16 protein-coding genes are annotated in these 18,249 nt (G+C 67.8%); 12 read left to right on the plus strand and 4 right to left on the minus strand.

Going from position 1 to position 18,249, the window contains the following annotated elements:
- Positions 1–43 precede the first annotated feature (43 nt).
- On the minus strand, positions 44–1,429 hold the full coding sequence (locus IU450_RS02135) for a styrene monooxygenase/indole monooxygenase family protein (RefSeq protein WP_195148076.1): 1,386 nt from the start codon (positions 1,427–1,429) through the stop codon (positions 44–46).
- Positions 1,430–1,527: 98 nt separating this feature from the next.
- Between IU450_RS02135 and IU450_RS02140 the strand changes: the two genes are divergently transcribed.
- The gene (locus tag IU450_RS02140; protein WP_195148633.1) at positions 1,528–2,010 is read left to right on the plus strand and encodes a GAF domain-containing protein; all 483 of its coding nucleotides are present in this window, start codon (positions 1,528–1,530) and stop codon (positions 2,008–2,010) included.
- Between the two features lie 63 nt (positions 2,011–2,073).
- On the opposite strand, the gene IU450_RS02145 is transcribed toward IU450_RS02140, so the two are convergent.
- From IU450_RS02145 to IU450_RS02155, 3 genes are all read right to left on the minus strand, one after another.
- Positions 2,074–3,507, minus strand: coding sequence for an LLM class flavin-dependent oxidoreductase (locus tag IU450_RS02145; RefSeq protein WP_195148077.1), 1,434 nt, complete (start codon positions 3,505–3,507; stop codon positions 2,074–2,076).
- Complete coding sequence (locus tag IU450_RS02150; RefSeq protein WP_195148078.1) at positions 3,504–4,727, minus strand: acyl-CoA dehydrogenase family protein; 1,224 nt, start codon at positions 4,725–4,727, stop codon at positions 3,504–3,506. The genes IU450_RS02145 and IU450_RS02150 overlap by 4 nt, the downstream gene beginning before the upstream one ends.
- A 100-nt stretch (positions 4,728–4,827) precedes the next feature.
- Positions 4,828–5,319, minus strand: a complete 492-nt coding sequence (locus IU450_RS02155; RefSeq protein ID WP_195148079.1) for a MarR family winged helix-turn-helix transcriptional regulator — start codon at positions 5,317–5,319, stop codon at positions 4,828–4,830.
- A gap of 529 nt (positions 5,320–5,848) precedes the next feature.
- Here IU450_RS02155 and dpgA point away from each other — a divergent pair.
- From dpgA to IU450_RS02210, 11 genes are all read left to right on the plus strand, one after another.
- Entirely contained in the window at positions 5,849–6,991 is a 1,143-nt protein-coding gene (dpgA, locus tag IU450_RS02160; protein ID WP_228833906.1) for a 3,5-dihydroxyphenylacetyl-CoA synthase DpgA, read from the plus strand.
- 33 nt (positions 6,992–7,024) lie between these two features.
- On the plus strand, positions 7,025–7,729 hold the full coding sequence (dpgB, locus tag IU450_RS02165) for an enoyl-CoA-hydratase DpgB (protein WP_195148080.1): 705 nt from the start codon (positions 7,025–7,027) through the stop codon (positions 7,727–7,729).
- Entirely contained in the window at positions 7,726–9,039 is a 1,314-nt protein-coding gene (gene dpgC, locus IU450_RS02170) for a (3,5-dihydroxyphenyl)acetyl-CoA 1,2-dioxygenase DpgC (protein ID WP_195148081.1), read from the plus strand. Before dpgB ends, dpgC begins: the two co-directional genes overlap by 4 nt.
- Entirely contained in the window at positions 9,036–9,845 is an 810-nt protein-coding gene (gene dpgD, locus IU450_RS02175) for an enoyl-CoA-hydratase DpgD (RefSeq protein ID WP_324197494.1), read from the plus strand. Before dpgC ends, dpgD begins: the two co-directional genes overlap by 4 nt.
- 44 nt (positions 9,846–9,889) lie before the next feature.
- Positions 9,890–11,695 carry a thiamine pyrophosphate-binding protein gene (locus tag IU450_RS02180; RefSeq protein WP_195148082.1) on the plus strand — a complete coding sequence of 602 codons (1,806 nt, stop codon included), beginning with the start codon at positions 9,890–9,892 and terminating at the stop codon, positions 11,693–11,695.
- A gap of 73 nt (positions 11,696–11,768) precedes the next feature.
- Positions 11,769–12,845 carry a catalase family peroxidase gene (locus IU450_RS02185; protein ID WP_195148083.1) on the plus strand — a complete coding sequence of 359 codons (1,077 nt, stop codon included), beginning with the start codon at positions 11,769–11,771 and terminating at the stop codon, positions 12,843–12,845.
- A 4-nt stretch (positions 12,846–12,849) separates the two neighbouring features.
- Positions 12,850–13,407, plus strand: coding sequence for a cytochrome b (locus tag IU450_RS02190; protein ID WP_195148084.1), 558 nt, complete (start codon positions 12,850–12,852; stop codon positions 13,405–13,407).
- Positions 13,404–14,582 (plus strand): MFS transporter, encoded by a 1,179-nt coding sequence (locus IU450_RS02195; RefSeq protein ID WP_195148085.1) that lies wholly within the window; start codon positions 13,404–13,406, stop codon positions 14,580–14,582. The genes IU450_RS02190 and IU450_RS02195 overlap by 4 nt, the downstream gene beginning before the upstream one ends.
- Before the next feature lie 393 nt (positions 14,583–14,975).
- Positions 14,976–15,917, plus strand: a complete 942-nt coding sequence (locus IU450_RS02200; protein WP_195148086.1) for an alpha/beta fold hydrolase — start codon at positions 14,976–14,978, stop codon at positions 15,915–15,917.
- A 243-nt stretch (positions 15,918–16,160) separates the two neighbouring features.
- Positions 16,161–16,598 carry a DoxX family protein gene (locus IU450_RS02205; RefSeq protein ID WP_195148087.1) on the plus strand — a complete coding sequence of 146 codons (438 nt, stop codon included), beginning with the start codon at positions 16,161–16,163 and terminating at the stop codon, positions 16,596–16,598.
- A 371-nt stretch (positions 16,599–16,969) separates the two neighbouring features.
- Complete coding sequence (locus IU450_RS02210; RefSeq protein WP_195148088.1) at positions 16,970–18,178, plus strand: hypothetical protein; 1,209 nt, start codon at positions 16,970–16,972, stop codon at positions 18,176–18,178.
- The last annotated feature ends 71 nt before the right edge of the window (positions 18,179–18,249 follow it).

An 18,249-nucleotide genomic window follows, 5' to 3' on the forward strand; every position in this document is an offset into this window, starting at 1 on the left:
CGGGCCCCGGTGGGGACGAGGTTTTGAATCTGTGCGATTCGGATCAGGCGTCGGCGAGCGCAGGCGAGTAGCTCGACCTGGTGAACGTGCCCGCGGGCGCGAACCGGCCGAGCAGCGCGGCGGCGTCCTCGCCGGTGACCCGAGTGATGAACTCGCTCGCCGCTTCCGCTGAGTCGACCGGCAGGAACGGCTGCGGGCGATGCAGCAGGCCCACCAGCGCCGAGGCGAACGCCGGTTCCACGGCCGCCGCGGCGAAGAAGGCGTTGCCGATCTCGGCCAGCTCGGGATCGCTGAGGAACAGCCTGGTCACCTTGTTGGCCGCGTCGCCGCGCGCGGCCAGGAACGCCGCGTACTGGCGTGCGATCCACGCCTCGTCGAACGGGCCGTCGTGCACGGCGGCCGCCGCGACCAGCCGCTGCGCCTGGATCAGGCCGCTCTGCGCGCCCTGCCCCGCGATCGGGTCGTAGGCGATGGCGGTGTCACCGAGCGCGGCGACCACGTGCCCGCCCGCGGTGCGCCCGACACCGGACCGCACGACCGGCCGCACCGCGCCCTTCAACCACGAGTGCGGGTCCTCGGGGATGGTCTTCGTGGCCAGCACCTCCGGCAGGTCCCAGTCGATGTAGTCGCGGTAGAGGTCCTGCACGATCCGGTGCGCCGATTCGGCGGAGTCCGCGGCGGCGAAACGCTTCTCCCAGTCGCTGCCCGGACGCGCCCAGCCGAGGAACGCCCAGCTCGGCCCCGCGTCCTTGTGCAGGTACGGGCCCCACCACCCTTCGCCCTGGTCGGCGAGGATGGAGAAGCCGCTGTGCGCACCGCCCGCGACGCTGCGATGGGCGAAAACGTTCTCGTCGTAGCCGATTCCGGTCACGGTGACGGTGAGCAACGAGCGCTGCGGCGCGTCGTACGGGGTGCGCTGCGCGTCGACGGGGAACAGGTCCGACAGACCACCGCGACCGGTCGCGACCAAGGTGAGGTCGTTGGCGGCGGCGATGCCGTCGAGCGTCTCCGGCGTCACAGGCTCGACCACGAACCGGCCGCCGCGCTCCAGGAACGCGGTGAGCCGCTCGTCGGCCTTGAGCCGCGTGTCCACCGCGACGCCGACGAATCCGTCGAAATGACCGTCGAATTGGATCAATTCGGCGCGGTCGGGACCCGCGATGCGCACGCTCAGGCCGCTGTGCCGGGGCGCACGCGCGGTGTAGCTGTCCAATCCGAGAGCGGCCTCGGCCTGCTGGGTCTCACCGAATTCGAGCGCGGTGCCGGTGGCGGGCACGTCGTCGCGCAAGGCGCGCTGATCGCGCTCGCTGTAGAGGGTGACGTCGAAACCGGCGTCGAGAAGTCCTAGCGCCGCAGTGACGCCGGTCTGTCCGGCGCCGATGACCGCGGCCGAACGAGTGGAACGGGATACGGATTGCTGCGATGTCATGCAGGGATGATGCGATGGCCGCATGGCGCTCGCAGAGTGTTGCGATCACCGAGAATCAATGGGCAGACAGCGAATTCCCAGCGCGTACCATTCGGGCCATGTCGTTTGTCGTCGCCGATCCGACCGGAGACCGCACCGAGCAGTACCGACAGCTCGCCGCGCAGGCGCGGGCGCTGGTCACGGGCGAAACCGACCGTATCGCCAATGCCGCCAATCTCTCCGCGTTGGTCTTCCACGCGTTATCCGATGTGAATTGGGTGGGTTTCTATTTCTACGACGGGCGGGAACTGGTGGTCGGCCCCTTCCAGGGCAAACCGGCGTGCGTGCGCATAACGCTCGGAAAAGGCGTATGCGGCACCGCCGCGCAAACCAGGGAAACGCAGCTCGTGCCGGATGTGCACGCGTTCGACGGCCATATCGCCTGTGATGCCGACACACGTTCGGAAATCGTCGTACCGCTGGTTCGAGACGGTGCGCTCGTCGGGGTATTCGACCTCGACAGTCCACGCCCCGCCCGCTTCGACGAAGTCGATCGCGCGGGTTTGGAAGCGGTAGCCGAGATATTCCTCGCGGCGAGCTGATCGTTCGCCGCGCTGGAAACCGGACGGCGTCGGCGAAGTGGGCTCCGACGCCGCCCGACGATGTTACGAGTGCGCCTCGGCCGTCGCTCCGGGCCGCGAAATCGCATCCGGCAAGGCGGTCGATCCCGAGCCGCCCAGCCGATAGCTCGCGCCGCGATGCTCCGGAGGCAACCGGTCGCCCGCGCCGAACAGCGCGTTGCGCAACGTGCCGGGCGCGTACTCCTCGGCGTACGCGCCTCGGGCGGTCAACACCGGAACGACGTGCCGGACGATGTCCTCGAAGGTTCCCGGCGTGATCGCGTAGGCCACGTTGAAACCGTCCAGATCGGTTTCGGCGGCCCATTCCTGGAGCAGGTCGGCCACCGTCTCACCCGATCCGACGAATACCGGGCCCATGCCGCCGATGCCGGCCCATTTACCGATATCGCGGACCGTCCACTCCCGCCCGTCGTCGTCGAATTCCTGGAACGCCGCCACCGCCGACTGGATCGCGTTGCTCTCCACCTGACCGATCGGGGCGTCGAGGTCGTAGCGGGACAGATCGATGCCCATCCAGCCGGACATGAACACCAAGCCGCCCTCGACACTGGCGTAGGACAAGTACTGCTCGTGCTTGCGCCGCGCCGCCTCGTCGGTCGCGTCGGTGATGATCGTCGCGAGGGCGTAGACGCGCGCCGCGTCACGGCCACGGCCTGCCGCTTCGAGCGCATCCCTGATCCGGGAAACCGTCTGCGCCAGCACCCGTTTCGAGGGACCGGCGATGAAGACGGCCTCCGCGTTCTCGGCCGCGAACCGCACGCCGCGCGGTGACGCCCCCGCCTGGTAGATCACCGGCGTACGTTGCGGCGACGGCTCCGAGAGATGGATGCCCGGCACGGTGTAGTGCGTGCCGCGATGACCGATGTGGTGCACCTTGGCCGGGTCCACGTAGACGCCCGCGGCCGCGTCGCGGACCACCGCGTCGTCCTCCCACGAGCCTTCCCACAGCTTGTACAACACCTCGAGGTACTCGTCGGCCTGGTTGTAGCGCTCGTCGTGGTCGAGCTGGTCGGCCGCGCCGAAATTGCGCGCCGCCGACGGCAGGTATCCGGTCACCACGTTCCAACCGAGCCTGCCGTTGGTGAGATGGTCGAGCGTCGACAGACGCCGCGCGAACGGGTACGGGTGCTCGAATCCGGTGCCGGTGGTGATGCCGAACCCGAGATGCTCGGTGACCGCGGCCATGGCGGAGACCAGCAGCAGCGGGTCGGCCACCGGGATCTGCGCGCCCTGGCGCAGGGCGGCGATGTCGTTGCCGCCGTAGACGTCGTAGGTGCCGAGGACGTCGGCGATGAAGATGCCGTCGAAGCGGCCGCGCTCCAGCAGCTTCGCCAGCTCGGTCCAGTAGCCCAGCTCCTTGTAACGGTGCGACTGGTCGTCCGGATGCCGCCACAGCCCGGGTGACTGGTGGGCGACACAGTTCATGTCGAAGGCGTTGAAGCGGATCCGGCGGGTCACTGCGCGGCTCCGGCCGCCGGTGTGCGTTCGCCCGCGCTCCACGCGAACGGCAGATCGGCGCCGTTGAGCAGGTGATCGCCGATCGCCCGCGCCTTCTGGATCGCCGGGTTGTGCACCGAGATGGTTCGGGCGTTGCGCCAGTGCCGATCCAACCGCAACTGTTCGGAGACCACCGAAGCGCCGCCCACTTCGAACAGCAGCGTAGTGGCGGGCAGCACCAGGTCGATGACGGCGAGCTGGGCGCGAGCCGCGGCGAGTTCGGCCGCCACCAAGGCGCTCTCCTCCTGCGCGCCGCTCGCCAGCACGTCGTCGAGCACGTCGGCGACGGCGAGCACACTGGCTTCGGCGGCGAACGCGGCCGCCGACAGCCGCCCGATCACCTGCTGCACCAGCGGGTCGTGCCGGGGCAGATCGGCCGCGGAGTGGGTGTAGCCGCGGGTGCGCGCCGCGACCCAGTCCCGGACGTCGCGCTCGGCGCGCTTGGCGATGCCCGCGAGCACCGAGAGCTGGACCAGTTGCAGGTACGAGGTCGCGTAGGTCGGGCCGGGTGCGCCGTACCCGGGACCGAGAATCCGATCCTCGGTCACCACCACGTCGGTGAATTCCGTGGTGCCGCTGGCCGTCAGCCGCTGCCCGAAGCCGTCCCAGTCGTCGTGCTGGCGCACACCCTCGGCGTTCGCGTCCACCAGCACCCCGACGCGCTCGCCGTCACGGTCGGCGGCGGCCAGGATGTAGTCCGCGTACAGCGACCCAGTGCTGTAGTACTTCACGCCGTTGAGCAGCCACCGGCCGCCGTCCTCGGTCAGCGTTGTGCGGTAGCGGTCCACCGCGCCGACGCCCGGTTCGGTGATCGCGTTGCCCACCAGCGTGCCCTCGGACACCGCGCGCAGCCAGCGCTCCCGCTCCGGTCCCCGCTCCGCCAGCAACTGGTCCTCGACGAACGAGAAGTGCACGCGCAACGCCTGTGGCAGGTTCGACTCGGCCGCGGCGAGTTCGATGAGCAACCGGAACAGCTGCCGGACGGTGACGCCGTATCCGCCGAACTCGACCGGAACGCGCAGTGCGCCGAACTTCGCCGTGCGCAGCAGACCGACCTCGTCGTACGGCAAAGAGCGATCGATTTCCCGCGCTACGGCGCCCTGGGCGATCCGGTCGAAGATCGGGCCGAAGATCGCATCCAGTTCGGAGTCGGTGGTGGATTTCGCCTCGGTGGTCGTCATCAGCCCACGATCGCGCACCCCGGCCCGGGGCTCACGGGTTGCGCGCAGTGCGATCGAAAATGAGGACTCCCGTCTCCGGCCGGGCTACCGGACCGGTCGCTCAATGCTGATCGGTTCGGCAATGCTGATCGGTTCGGCCCTCCGAGGCCGGTGGGAGCCCGGCGAGGTTCTGCAGCAGAGCGAGTGCGCCGGCGTGGTCATCCGGGTCGAGAGCCTCGAACAGGATGCGCTGGACCTCATCGGCTTTCGGAAGCAGCTGCGCGTACTCGCGGCGTCCGGTGCGGGTGAGGGCGATCCGCCGTTCCCGCTTGTCGGCGGGGTTGACGGATCGCTTGATCAGATTCTTGCGTTCCAGTGAAGCGGCCGCCTGCGCCATTGTCGAGGTATCGGTCCGGACGCGGACGGAAATCTCGTGCTGCGGCGAGGGCCCGTCGGTGTAGACGACATTGAGAATGGCGAACTGGATCGGCGTGATCGAGTCTCCCACGGTGGCATGCCAGATGGAGTTGTGCCGCTGGTAGAGCAGCCTGATCAGGTGTCCCGGCGTCGCCGCGAAGACGTGCGGCGACGGCGCCGAGGTGAGTGACTCCATTCGCTGATTAGATCACGGCCCCACCGCGAGGCGGTTCGGATCGGTCGGTTGACCAGCACGGCTTCCGGCCACTGACGCTCGGTCAATAGTACGTTTACGGACTAATCTTCCCGCACCAGTGAGCGCACGAAATATGTTGTGTCCCAGCATATTTGACTGACACAGCGACGTACAGCCTCCGACCCCCTAACGTTTTGGGGTTGCCACCCCTGATCGAGCAGGGGTACTGTTCGGAATCGATCGAACTGACGCTTCCAGGTCTGAACCGGAAGCCGGAAGCACCACATAGTCGCTGTGCGACTGTGCCGCATAGATCGATTCTCGGGGGGAATGAGGGGTGGCATACCAATTTATTCGACGTGCCCTGCTCGATGAATGCGTACCGCGCATTCACGGGTAATCAAGGTCCGACTTACTGCCGTCGGCAGGCTCCGCCGCTCCGAATGAACGAGCGGCGGAAAAGCATCGCATTTATCGGTCTTCCGCGGCCGCACAACCGCGCGCCTCCAAATCAGCACAGGAACTGAGCATGACGACCATGAGCACCGCCCGGGTCGAAGCACTCGAGCCGAATCTACGTATCCATCCCCCGCAGGCAGCCACCGCACCGAAGTTGCTCGGAGTGGCCACCGCCAACCCGCCGGATCGCTACAGCCAGCGCGAACTCATCGATCTGCTGAGGATCACCGACCCCAAGATCCGTGGCGTCTTCCTCAACGGCGGTATCGAGCAACGACATCTGACCCTGCCCCCACGTGGCGACGACGGCGAATTCCGCGTCGAGACGCAAGCCGAACTCCTGGAGAAACACCGCAGCCAGGGCGTGCGCACCGGCGCCGACGCGATGCGCCGGTGCCTGCGCGACATCGGCCGCGACCTGCACGACGTGCGCTATCTGGTAGCCGTCACCACCACCGGATTCCTGACCCCCGGATTCAGCGCGCTGCTGATCAACGAGGTGGGCCTGGATCCGGATACCGCCCGGCTGGACGTCGTCGGCATGGGCTGCAACGCCGGGCTCAACGGCCTCGCGGCCGTGGCCAACTGGGCCGCCGCCCATCCGGGCGAACTCGCGCTGCTCGTCTGCTCCGAGGCCTGCTCAGCGGCTTACGTTTTCGACGGAACGATGCGCACCGCCGTGGTGAACAGCCTTTTCGGCGACGGCGCGGCGGCGCTGGCAGTACAGGCGGGCGACGGCCCCGAGCCCGATGAGCGGTCGAGGTCGAGCCTGACGCCCACGCTGTTGACCACCAGCAGCTACATGATCCGGCACGCGGTCGGCGCGATGCGCTACGACTGGGACGAGGAAGCGGGAAAGTTCAGCTTCTACCTCGACAAGGAAGTGCCCTACGAGGTCGGCGCGCACGCGGAGATCGTGATCGACAAGTTGCTGCGCGATACCGGCCTGCGGCGCAAGGACATAGCGCACTGGACCGTGCACTCGGGTGGCAAGAAGGTCATCGACGCGGTCAAGATCAACCTGGGCCTGACCTCGTACGACCTGCGCCACACCACGGGGGTGATGCGCGATTTCGGCAACCTGTCCAGTGGCTCGTTCCTCTTCTCCTACCAGCGGCTGCTCACCGAAGGCCGAGTCCGTCCCGGCGACTACGGCGTCCTCATGACGATGGGTCCGGGTTCGCAGATCGAAAGCGCTCTGCTCCGCTTCTGACTCACCTCGATCGAACTACACACAGGGGGAACGATGACTACATCCAACGGGTCCGGCACCAACGTCCTGGCCACGGTGATACCGGCCGATCAACCGTTGTCCACCGACCTGATCGACGCCGTGACGGCTATCGCCCTGCGCGCCGAAGACGCCCCACGCGACCTGCCACACGGTGTCGTGCTGTACATCTCCGGTCCGGAAGCGGGACAGAGTTTCTCGTGGCCGGGCGCCGTGGACATCGGCACCGTCGGCAAGTGGGAAGCCGCCTTGCGACGACTGGAACAGGTACCGGCGCCGATCGTCGCCGCCATCGACGGCGACGCCTATGGTCCCGCGGCCGAACTGCTGCTCGTCGCCGACTACCGGATACTGCGCTCCGGGTCTGTGCTCGGATTCGCCACCGCCGACGGAGGCACCTGGCCGGCGATGGCGCTGCATCGGCTGGTCACCCAGCACGGTGCGGGGCTCGCCAGGACACTCGCGATACAGGGCCGCAGCCTATCGGCAACCCAAGCGCTGGAGCACGGCTTGGTGGACGCGGCGATCGATGACGACGCCGAAGCCGAAACCCGCGCGGTCCAAGCAGGTCTGGCCCTGTTCGAGGCGACCGTGGGGACGGAGATCGCCATCAGCAGGCGTCTGATCCTGGACGCGGCGGTCACCCGATTCGAAGACGCGTTGGGCGCGCATCTGGCCGCCTCCGACCGAGCACTGCGGCGACTCGGGAGCGCGCTGTGACCGCACTGCCGCAGTTCATCGGCGACCTCGAATACGACCGGGCCGCGCTGCAGGCCGCTGCCGCCGAATGTGACCGCGTCCTGGACGAACTCGCCCCCGTCACGGAACGCGACGACGTGCAGGCCGCACGAGCCGCGCAAGCCCTCGACACGCTGCGAGCCCTCCGGCGGGCGTTCTTGCGCACGCATCTGTCCGCCGTGTACCGCGCCGCCACCGACAACCTGCGTGCTTCGCCACGGTTGACCGAGCTCGCCGCCGCGGTCACCACCGAGTTCCCCGGCCTGCTCCCCGAGCCCGGTCAGCTCGCCGCCGACGCCGCCGCGACGCAGGCGCACAAGGAAGGCTGGGAGATCGACCAGGGGATCTTCTTCCACGCGGTGTTCTCCGACCTGATCGCAGGCAACCATTTGCTCGACGCGATGCGCAGGCCGATCGGTCGCGCGCAGGCGCTGCTGCCGGACTTCGAGCGCACCGGCCGGATCACGCTACCCGCGGCGACGCTGACCCGCTCCGGCCACACCGCGACCATCACCATCACCAATACGCACTGCCTCAACGCCGAGGACAACCAGCACGTCGCCGACATGGAGACCGCGGTCGACCTGGTACTGCTCGACCGGCGATCCGAGGTCGGCGTCGTGCGGGGCGGTGAGATGACCCACCCGCGCTACCGCGGCAAGCGGGTGTTCAGCGCGGGCATCAATCTCACCGAACTGCACCTGGGCAAGATCTCCTACGTCGAATTCCTGCTCGGCCGGGAGACCGGATACCTCGCCAAGATCCTGCGCGGCCTCTCCACGGTCGATGATTCCGGCGATTGGCCCCCGCGGCTGCACACGAAGCCGTGGATCGCCGCGGTGGACACCTTCGCGATCGGCGGCGGGGCACAACTGCTGCTCGTCTTCGACCGCGTGATCGCCGCCGCCGACAGCTATTTCAGCCTCCCGGCGGCGCAGGAAGGAATCGTGCCCGGCGCGGGCAATCTCCGGCTCGGGCGTGGCTCGGCCCACCGGTTGTCGCGCGATGTGATCCTGTGGGGCAGGCGGATCCGCGCCACCGAACCCGACGCGCGATATGTCTTCGACAGCGTCGTCGAACCCGACGCGATGGACGTCGAAATCGACCGCGCTGCCGAGCGACTCGCCGCCGACGCGGTGGTCGCCAACAAACACATGATCGTGACCGCCGAGGAACCGCAGGACACGTTCCGCTCCTACCTGGCCGAATTCGCCCTGCACCAGGCGCTGCGCCTCTACGGCGTGGACGTGCTGGCGAAGGTGGGCAGGTTCAGCACGGGAGCGCGCCGGTGACCGCGCTGCCGGAGCCTGCCACCGTCGTCTATCGCAAGCAGGGTCGCGTCGCCACCGTGGAACTCGATCGCCCGGAAGTGTTGAACGCGATGAACTCGCGAATGCACGCCGAACTCGGGCGGGTGTGGGACGACATCGACCGCGACGACGAGATCTGGGTGGCCGTGCTCAGTGGCCGCGGCGGTCGCGCGTTCTCGGTCGGCCAGGACCTGAAGGAACTGTCCCAGCGCATCGGCAACGGCGACGGCTACTCCACGTTCGGCAGCGCGGGCAAGCCCGGGCACCCGCGGATCACCGATCGGTTCGGCTTCGCCAAGCCGCTGATAGCCAAGGTGGCCGGATACGCGCTCGGCGGTGGTTTCGAGCTCGCTCTCGCCTGCGACATCGTCATCGCCGCCGACAACGCCGAGTTCGGGCTCACCGAGGCCAAGCTCGGCCTGATTCCGGGTGCGGGAGGGGTCTTCCGGTTGCCGCGCCAGGCGCCCTATCGGATCGCGCTGGGCCATCTGCTCACCGGTCGCCGGATGACCGCGGCCCGCGCCGCCGAACTCGGCCTCGTCAACGAAGTGGTTCCCGCCGCGGACCTCGACGCGTGCACCGATGCCTGGGTCGCCGACATCCTCGCCTGCGCGCCGCTGTCGGTACGCGCCATCAAGGAAGCCGCGGCCGCGGCCCTGACCATGCCGCTGCCCGAGGCGTTCACCGCCCGGTACCACTGGGAAACCCTGCGCGCCGGCTCCGCCGACGCCCGCGAAGGGCCACGGGCGTTCGCCGAGAAACGACCACCGATCTGGACCGGCCGCTGAGCCGCGTCACGACCGGGTGCAGACCTATCGAGAAACGAAGGGCCATGACATCTACACCGCCCCGCAGGCTGGGCCGCGACATCATCTTCGACTATCTGCGTGACGTCGGCACCGAATACGCCTTCGGTGTTCCCGGCACGCACGAGATTCCGTTGCTGGACGGCACGACCATTCCCGAAAACGGCGTCGAGTACGTGCCGTGCCTGCACGAGAACATCGCGCTCGGCGCGGCCATGGGCTATGCCCGGATGTCGGGGCGGCCCGGCGCGGCGATCGTCCACATCACCCCTGGCACGGCCAACATCATCGGCAACCTGTTCAACGCCTACCGATCCAATATCCCGCTCATCGTGTTCTGCGGGCAGCAGCACAGCGAGCTACTGATCCAGGAACCGATTCTGGCCTCCGACCTGGTCCACACCGCCGAGCAGTACACGAAGTGGGCCCACGAGATCCGCAGTGTCGACGAAATGCCGCTGGTGTTGCAGCGCGCTTTCAAAGAACTCCTGGTTCCGCCGTTCCGGCCGGTATTCGTCTCGTTGCCGTGGAACTTCCTGCTCGAAGCGCCCGCCGTGCAGGAGCCGGGACGGGTGACGCGCATCGCGCACGCCGTAACCGCCGACCCGTCCGGTGTCGCCGAGGCGGCGCACCAGCTGGCGAACGCGAAGAACCCGGTGGTGCTCGTCGGGGACGGGGTAGGCGAGGCGGACGCATGGCCGGAGATCGAGCGCCTGGCCAACGTGCTCGGCGCGGCGGTGTACTCGGAGAACCAGGCCAGCCGGATGAACTATCCGAATGATCTGCCGCACTGGCAGGGCGAGCTCGTACCCACCCAGGACGGGGTGCACATGCAGCTCGCCGATTTCGACACCATCTTCCAGGTCGGGGTGAATTCCCAGGCACAGATCCTGGTGTTCCGCTGGGAGAAGGGCCCGATCATCCCGTCCACGCTCACCCAGGTGACACTGCACAACGATCCGTGGGAGATCGGAAAGAATTCCTATGCCACGGTCGGTGTGCTCGGCGACGTCAAACGCAGTCTGCCGCTGATCATCGATGCCGTCGTGGGACACGCCGCGTATGACGAAGCCGCGGCGGCACAGCGCAATCGGCGGCTGCTGGAGCTCGACGCCCGGCGCGACAAGGCATTCACCGAGGCAGGAGCCACCGCCGCCGGCCACGAGCCCGCGATTCCGGACTACATCGTGCCGATGAAGCTCGCCGAAGTGCAGAAGACGCTCGACAAGCCGCTGACCGTGATCAACGAGGACTTCGCGATCTCGGCGGCGATCCAGAAGGCGATCGCCTACGACGCACCCGACGCCTACTTCTGTACTTCCGGCGGATCCCTCGGGTTCTCGCTGCCCGCATCGATCGGCATCGCCCTAGCCCTGGGCACGCGCCGCTACGTCGTGACGATAGTCGGCGATGGTTCGGCCCTGTTCCACACCAATTCGTGGTGGACGACCAGCAAATTGGCACTGCCCGTGCTCTATCTGGTGATGAACAACCACGAGTACAAGACCCTCATGACCGGCCTTTCCGCCATAGGGCAGATCTACGGCTGGCAGCCGACCGGCGACGCCTGGTACCTGCGGTTGGGCAGGCCTACCCAGGACTTCGCGGAGATCGCCGACACCTTCGAGATCGACGGCGAAGTGGTGACCAGGACCGCGAAACTCGCCGATGCGCTGCGGCGCGGGTTCAAGGCCCTCGACAAGGGCGAGCCCTACGTGATCGACATCCGTATCGCCTCGGCGTCCGCGCCACCGATCGACATGCTGCTGGCCGAGAACCCGGACGTCGACCCGGTTCTGATCGAGCGACTCCAGTCCATGGGCCCGCCGTGATCGGCCGGACCGTCCAGCCGCGCTCGCGCGCCCGCTCGATGAGCGGGCGCACCGCACACGGAGAAAGGGAAACATGACCGAGGCAAGCCGGCATTCCTTGCAACTGAATCGCCGCACGCTGCTCGGCAGCGCCGCTGTCGCCGCGCTCGGCGCAGCGGGAATCGGAGGATTCTTGCTCACCGAGAGCGTCGTCGGGCCATGGCGGCTGACGGCGCGCAGATTGGTGGATCGTCTGCAGAACACCGCGGGCGGCTCCTTCCCCGGTTGCCGGCGCAACCACGCCAAAGGGCTCGCGGTCGCCGGGTATTTCGAAAGCAATGGCAACGGCGTCGAACTGTCGAAGGCATCGGTATTCCGGACGGGCCGCTACCGGCTCGACGGCCGGTTCTCCCTCGCAGGCGGTAACCCGCATATGCCCGACGCACCGACCGCCCCCCGCGGACTGGGGCTGCGATTGTTCCTCCCCGGTGGGGAGCAGTGGCGGATGGCGATGATCAACATCCCCGTCTTCCTCGATGCGACACCCCAGGACTTCTACGACCGCACGCTCGCTTTCGCGCCGGATCCGGCTACCGGCAAGCCCGATCCCGCCGTGATGAGCCGATACGTAGCATCGCGCCCGAAGACGGCCGCCGCGCTGAGCGTCATCGAACAGGGCGCTCCACCACCGACTTTCGCGGACACCGCGTTCTTCGGGCTGAACGCCTTCGAGTTCTCCGACGCTCGCGGCGGCACCGTACCGGTGCGGTGGCGACTGGTACCGGACAATCCACCTCGAGTCGCACCGCCCGCGACCGGCGAGAACGCGCTCTTCGACGGTTTGATCGCCGCCGTGCGGACAGCGCCGCTGCGCTGGAAATTCCTGGTGACAGTGGGCGAGCGTGGCGTCGACCCCACCGACGACGCCACGAAGGCGTGGCCGCCCGATCGGCGTGAAGTCCAGGTCGGCACCGTTGTGCTGGAACAGGTGCACACCGAATCCGGGCACAACGTGCAGAACGTGAACTTCGATCCGCTCGTGCTGCCCGACGGCATCGGGCCGTCCGATGATCCGCTCCTGCAGGCTCGTTCGGCGGCCTACGCCGAGTCCTACCGCCGCCGCGCGGGTGAAGCGAAGCCCACCGGAGCCGTCGTGGTGAGGGAGGCCTGACCCGATGGCGCTCACCGAACGCACCGCCGACACCACCCGATTCGGCGTCACCGCGCGAATCCTGCACTGGACGATGGCGGCCTTGATCGTGGCCATGATCGGCATCGGCGCGGCGATGGTCGGCTACCTCGGCCCTTACAGCCGGTTGTTGTCCTGGCACAAGACCATCGGGCTGATCATTCTGCTGCTGGCGGTCGTCCGTCTCGTCTACCGCGTCCGGCACCGGCCGCCACCGCAGATCGAAACCATGGGCCGACCCGAACGGCTCGTCGCGATCGGATCCGAGATCCTGATGTACGCGCTGTTCCTGGCGCAACCGCTCGTCGGGTGGGCACTGGTTTCGGCATCCGGGATCCCCATCCAGATCCTCGCGGGGCTGCGTGTCCCGGCGATCGCCCCGGCCGATCCCCAGCTGTACGCCACGTTGCGAACACTGCACAGCGTGCTCGCCTATCTGCTGTTGTTCGCGCTGGTGGCCCACGTCTGCGCGGTCGTCTTCCATACAGTCGTCCTGCGCGACAAACTACTGCGCCGCATGACCTTCCCTCGCAGCGATAGATGAGCAGAACGGCCGGCCAGGGAATCGTGCTCGTCGGCACGACTTTGCGTGCCCCTTTGACCTGTGTGGGACCGCTGATGCCGGTGATCACCGGCGACACCGGCCTATCGGACACCCACGCGGGGCTGCTCACGGCCCTGCCCCTACTGATCTTCGCGGTCGTCCCCGCGGCGGTGCTGCGAACCGTCCATCATGGCCTCGACCGGCTCGTGCGGCTGGCGCTGGTCGCGATGCTGGTGGGGCTGGTGGTTCGCTCGACGCCGGGCCAGCTGTGGCTTTTCACCGGAACGGTGGTGCTCGCGGTGGCGATCGGGTTCGCGAATGTGCTGCTGCCCGCGATCGTGCGCGACAGCGTCTCCTCCGCGCGGGTCACGGCGGTCACCGGCGCCTGGGTGGCCGGGATGTGCGCCGCGGCCGCGGTCTCGTCCGGAATCGCGGTTCCGCTGGCCGATCTGCTGCCCGGCGGGTGGCGCTCCGCGCTGGCCTCGGCAACGCTGCTGGTCGTGGTGGCCTTGCTGGTCTGGCAGACGCGCGAGGGACCCGTATCGGAGCCGGAGCTCACCGAGCGCCGGGTATCCGTGCGCCGGGTCTCGATGCCGTGGCGTTCGCCCTTGGCCTGGCAGGTCAGCGCGTTCATGGGCTTGCAGGCGTTGGGGTTCTACACGACGCTCGCGTGGCTGCCCACCGTCCTCCAGGACAACGGCGTGACCGCCGAGACCGCCGGTTGGTCGCTGTTCGCGTACCAGATCCTCGGTCTGCTCGTGATCAACACGATGCCGTGGCTCGTCCGCACCACCGTGGCGAAACGCCGCCTCGCCGTCGCCGCCTCGGTGCTCGCCGCCGCGGGCTTCCTGCTCCTCGCCGTCGACCCCGACTCGGCTCCCGTGGCCATCCTGCTGCTCGGCATGGGCGCCGGTGCCAGCTTGGCCCTGGCCATGGCATTTCAGAGCGAACGCGCCGGCGATGCCATCCAAGCGGCCGCGCTGGCCGCGATGGCTCAGACCGTCGGTTTCGCCATGGCCGCTCTCGGCCCACCCCTCCTGGGCATCCTGCACACCCAGACGAGCGGCTGGGCAGTAGCACTGTGCGTGCTCACGGCGCTGACCCTCCTACAGGCAGGCGCCGCGGCCGGAGCCGGTCGGCCCCACCTCGTTCGATCGGCCGAACAGGCGGTCTAGCGCGATGGCCGCCATCCCCGGTCGCGTGGGCGCGATCGAACCGCCGCCGCCTCGAGCACGGTGATCCGGTGGTCGGTGGGCTCGGCGAGGCGTTGCCGGAGCGCGGATTGCCACGTGACGGTGTGGTCACCTGCAACCGGCCGCACCACCCCGCTGCTCGCGGCTGTGAGCGCCGCCGGGCGTTCTCGGCACCGCGCCACCGAGCCCGATGCGCGCGGTGCTCGACCGGCTGCGAAGCCACGGCGGCGTGCTCGTCGTCACCGGAGCAGGATGGGCAGCGCGGACGGATCTGGAAATCCGCAGTGCGCGGTAGTGAAACGGGCCACACCCCATCACATCGTCGGGTGCTGTCTCGTCCTCTGGTCGAAGACATCCATCTGCCACGGAGTACTCATGCGATCCGAATTCCGAATCCGCCGCCTGGCCCTAGGGCTCGCCGCCACACTGTCCGCGCTGTTCGCACCGACGATTCCGGTCGCCTACGCCGGGGAGCCGCCGAGTTCGGCCCCGCCCTCGCAGTACCTGACGCGCGTCGAATCCCGGTATGTCGAAACCGATCTCGCTCGGTTCCACTACACGGTCTCGGGTAGCGGATCACCCGTAGTCCTAGTCGCCGGGGGCGGCCTGTGGGGGTACTCGTGGCGGGAGGTGGCCCCCGCGCTCGCCCAGCAGCACACCGTCTACGCGGTCGACCTGCCCAGCCAGGGCTACACCGAATTGCACGACGCCGGTTTCGCCTTCGACCTGCCCGCCATGGCGGACGCCATCGCGACCTTCCTCGACGCCGTCGGCTTGAATCGCACCGCGCTGGTCGGGCACTCGTGGGGTGGGGCCTGGAGCCTGTACTTCGCCGAACAGCATCCAGAACGCGTCGAGCGGCTCGTACTCCTGGACTCTCCCGGCCTGGACGCCGAAAAAGCCCCGATCACACCACTGTTCAAGACGCCGGTCATCGGTGAGATAGCCACCGATCTCACGACCCGGTCCTTCTACGCCGACAGTATCCGCGGCACGTTCACAAACCAGGCTCTCGTCACCGACGAACTGATCGACGAGTTCTACCAGCCGTTCTCTCGGCCCGCCAACCGCAACGGTTTCCTGGCGCTGTGGCGAAACCTCGACTACCGCCTCACCGACGCCGCACTGAACCAGGTGACCGCACCCACCCTGGTGCTCTGGGGCGGCGACGACCAATGGTTGCCGTCCTCACAGGCCACCCGACTGGCCGACCGCATCCCCCGCGCCGAAGCGGTCATCCTGCCCGGCTGCGGCCACACCGTGCACGAGGACTGCCCCGCCGCAACCATCCCCCGGATCACGACATTCCTGAACTGATCACCTGAACGAGAGCAGCCGCGCATCGAAAGCCGGGGTCCAGTTCGACCATGGTCGTTTCGGAGAGCCGCCTGGCCGCAACGCGCAGTCCTAGGTGGTGCAGCTGCACGGAATCCGGCGCTGAGCCGGTCCGGCAGCGGTTCCGAAAAAATCTTGGCCGACAGCGATGAGTTCTCGGACGGTGCTGCGTCCTATCTGTTGAACGCGCTACCAACCCGGCGCGACCGACCAGAAGGACCAGAAATGACCACTGCCAACGCCACCGCCGACTTCTCCGCCGACGTCACCGACCGTCCCGGCAAAATCCGCAACCGCGTCCTGTGGACCCTGCAGATCCTGCTCGGCCTGTTCTTCATCATCGCCTCCGGCGGACCGAAGCTCGTGATCCCGAACACCCTGGCGGACAACGCCCCCGAGAATCTGACCATCCCCCTCGGGCTGCTCATCTTCATCGGAGTCGCGGAGGTCGCCGGCGGTATCGGGCTGATGGTGCCACGGCTCAGCGCCCTGGCTGCCGCGGGTCTGTCCGTTCTCACCGTGCTCGCCGCCGGGACTCAGGCCTTCATCGCCGACAAGCCCGTGATGGGGATCTTCCCCCTGGTACTCGCCGCGATCTTCGCCTGGATCGCCTACGAGCGCCGCGCCACCATCACCGATCTGCGCAACTCGCTTTCGCGATGACCAATCCCTGAGTACGACCGGCGATCGGTGGCCCACCCACCGATCGCCGCTCGTGCGTTCCCGGATCGATCGCCCGTCGGGTTGGCGGCAATCGATCCAGCGGCCATCTGGTCCGCGGCCCCCAGACTCGGGCGCCGTGCCAGGTGGCCGTCGTCGCGTCCGTGCACAGAGGCCCGATCCGGCTGAGGAGTCAGCACAGATAGCTGTGATAGCCCCTGGGCATCTCGTCATCGACGATGTGGTTTCCAGAGGTGGGAAAGGGGAAGCGGGATGGTCGTACCGGGACGTTAGCGTGGGAATCTCCGCCCCAACGGGGGTGGTGATCCGCCTCTGGGACGGGTCAGTGGATGCGGCGCTAAGGCAAGGTGTGGATGTCGGTACCCGAGGAGCGGACTGCGCAGCGGCAGTTCGCGTTGCAGGTCTATCAGGAAATGATGAAGGCCGGCGCCACCCGAGTGTCCTATGACCCGGATGAGTTCGTCATCCGGTACAACGGCGAAATGGTGCTCAATCTGAGCAACATCTTCCAGCAGGTGCGGGATTCCCCTGCCGAGGAACGACGAGCCGAGGTGGAGCGGTTCGTCACCGCGATGATCGCTCCGGCTCCGACACTGTCGAGCTGGGACCAGGTCCGTCCGCTGTTGCGACCCGTTCTGCGGCCCTGCACCTACGGGCTCGAAGACTCCGTTTCCCAGTTGCGCCGACCGGCTTTTCCGTTTTTCGACGAGATGGTGGCGATCGATGAGCCGGGCCGGATCCGGCTCCCGGCACAACAGCAGCTGGTCGAATGGGGCGTGGACGCGGACGAGGTGTTCGACACCGCGCGGCGGAATCTCGCGGAGACGGTCATCACCACCGAGTTCGAGGAGGATGCCATAGTCCGCATCGTCGTCGACGACCCGAGCTATCTCCCGTCGTGGCTGCTGGTCCCGGGCTGGCTGGCGGCGTGCACCAGCAGCTACCGGCACCGGCCGGTGGCGTTCATTCCGGATCACACGTCGTTGATCGTCGCACCGGGTGATCCGGAACTGCTCGAGCATCTGTACCAGACCGTGGAGCAGCAAGTCCGTGAAGCCGCCCGCCCCCTGTCACCGCAGGCCTACACAGTCGACGACAACGGGAGGGTGGTCCCACTGGATCGGGCGATCACCGGACCGTTGCCGCCCGCCGTCGACCGGGCCCGTACGCTGCTGGCCTGCACGGGATACGGAGAGCAGCGGGAGTGGCTGGAGAGCAAATACGACCTGGCCGCGGACTTCGACGATGACGAGTCCGCCGATCTCTATTTCGCCGACATCATGGTGCACCAACAGGATGAGGATAGTTCGCCGCGAATGGTGACGGTGTGGGGGGAAGGGGTGCGCACGTCGCTGCCCGAGGCGGATTACATCGCTTTCGTACGTGAGGACATGGAACAGACGCTCATGGTCCCGTTCCGGACCGCGGTCGAGATCACCGGCATCATGCCGATCCGCGAGCTTCGCCCGACTCGATACCGCGCGGTCGACTGGCCCGACCGCGTTGCATGGTCCCGCCTTTCGGAGGCGGCTGTGACGCTCGAGCCGGCAGACCGAAGCTGAGGACGGGGTCACGACGACCAGACGGGCGGCCCGAAACGGCCGGATGATCGGTGTCGAGCTACGGCGCCCAC

The organism is Nocardia abscessus, assembly GCF_015477775.1.
GTDB classification, from domain to species: Bacteria; Actinomycetota; Actinomycetes; order Mycobacteriales; family Mycobacteriaceae; genus Nocardia; species Nocardia abscessus_A.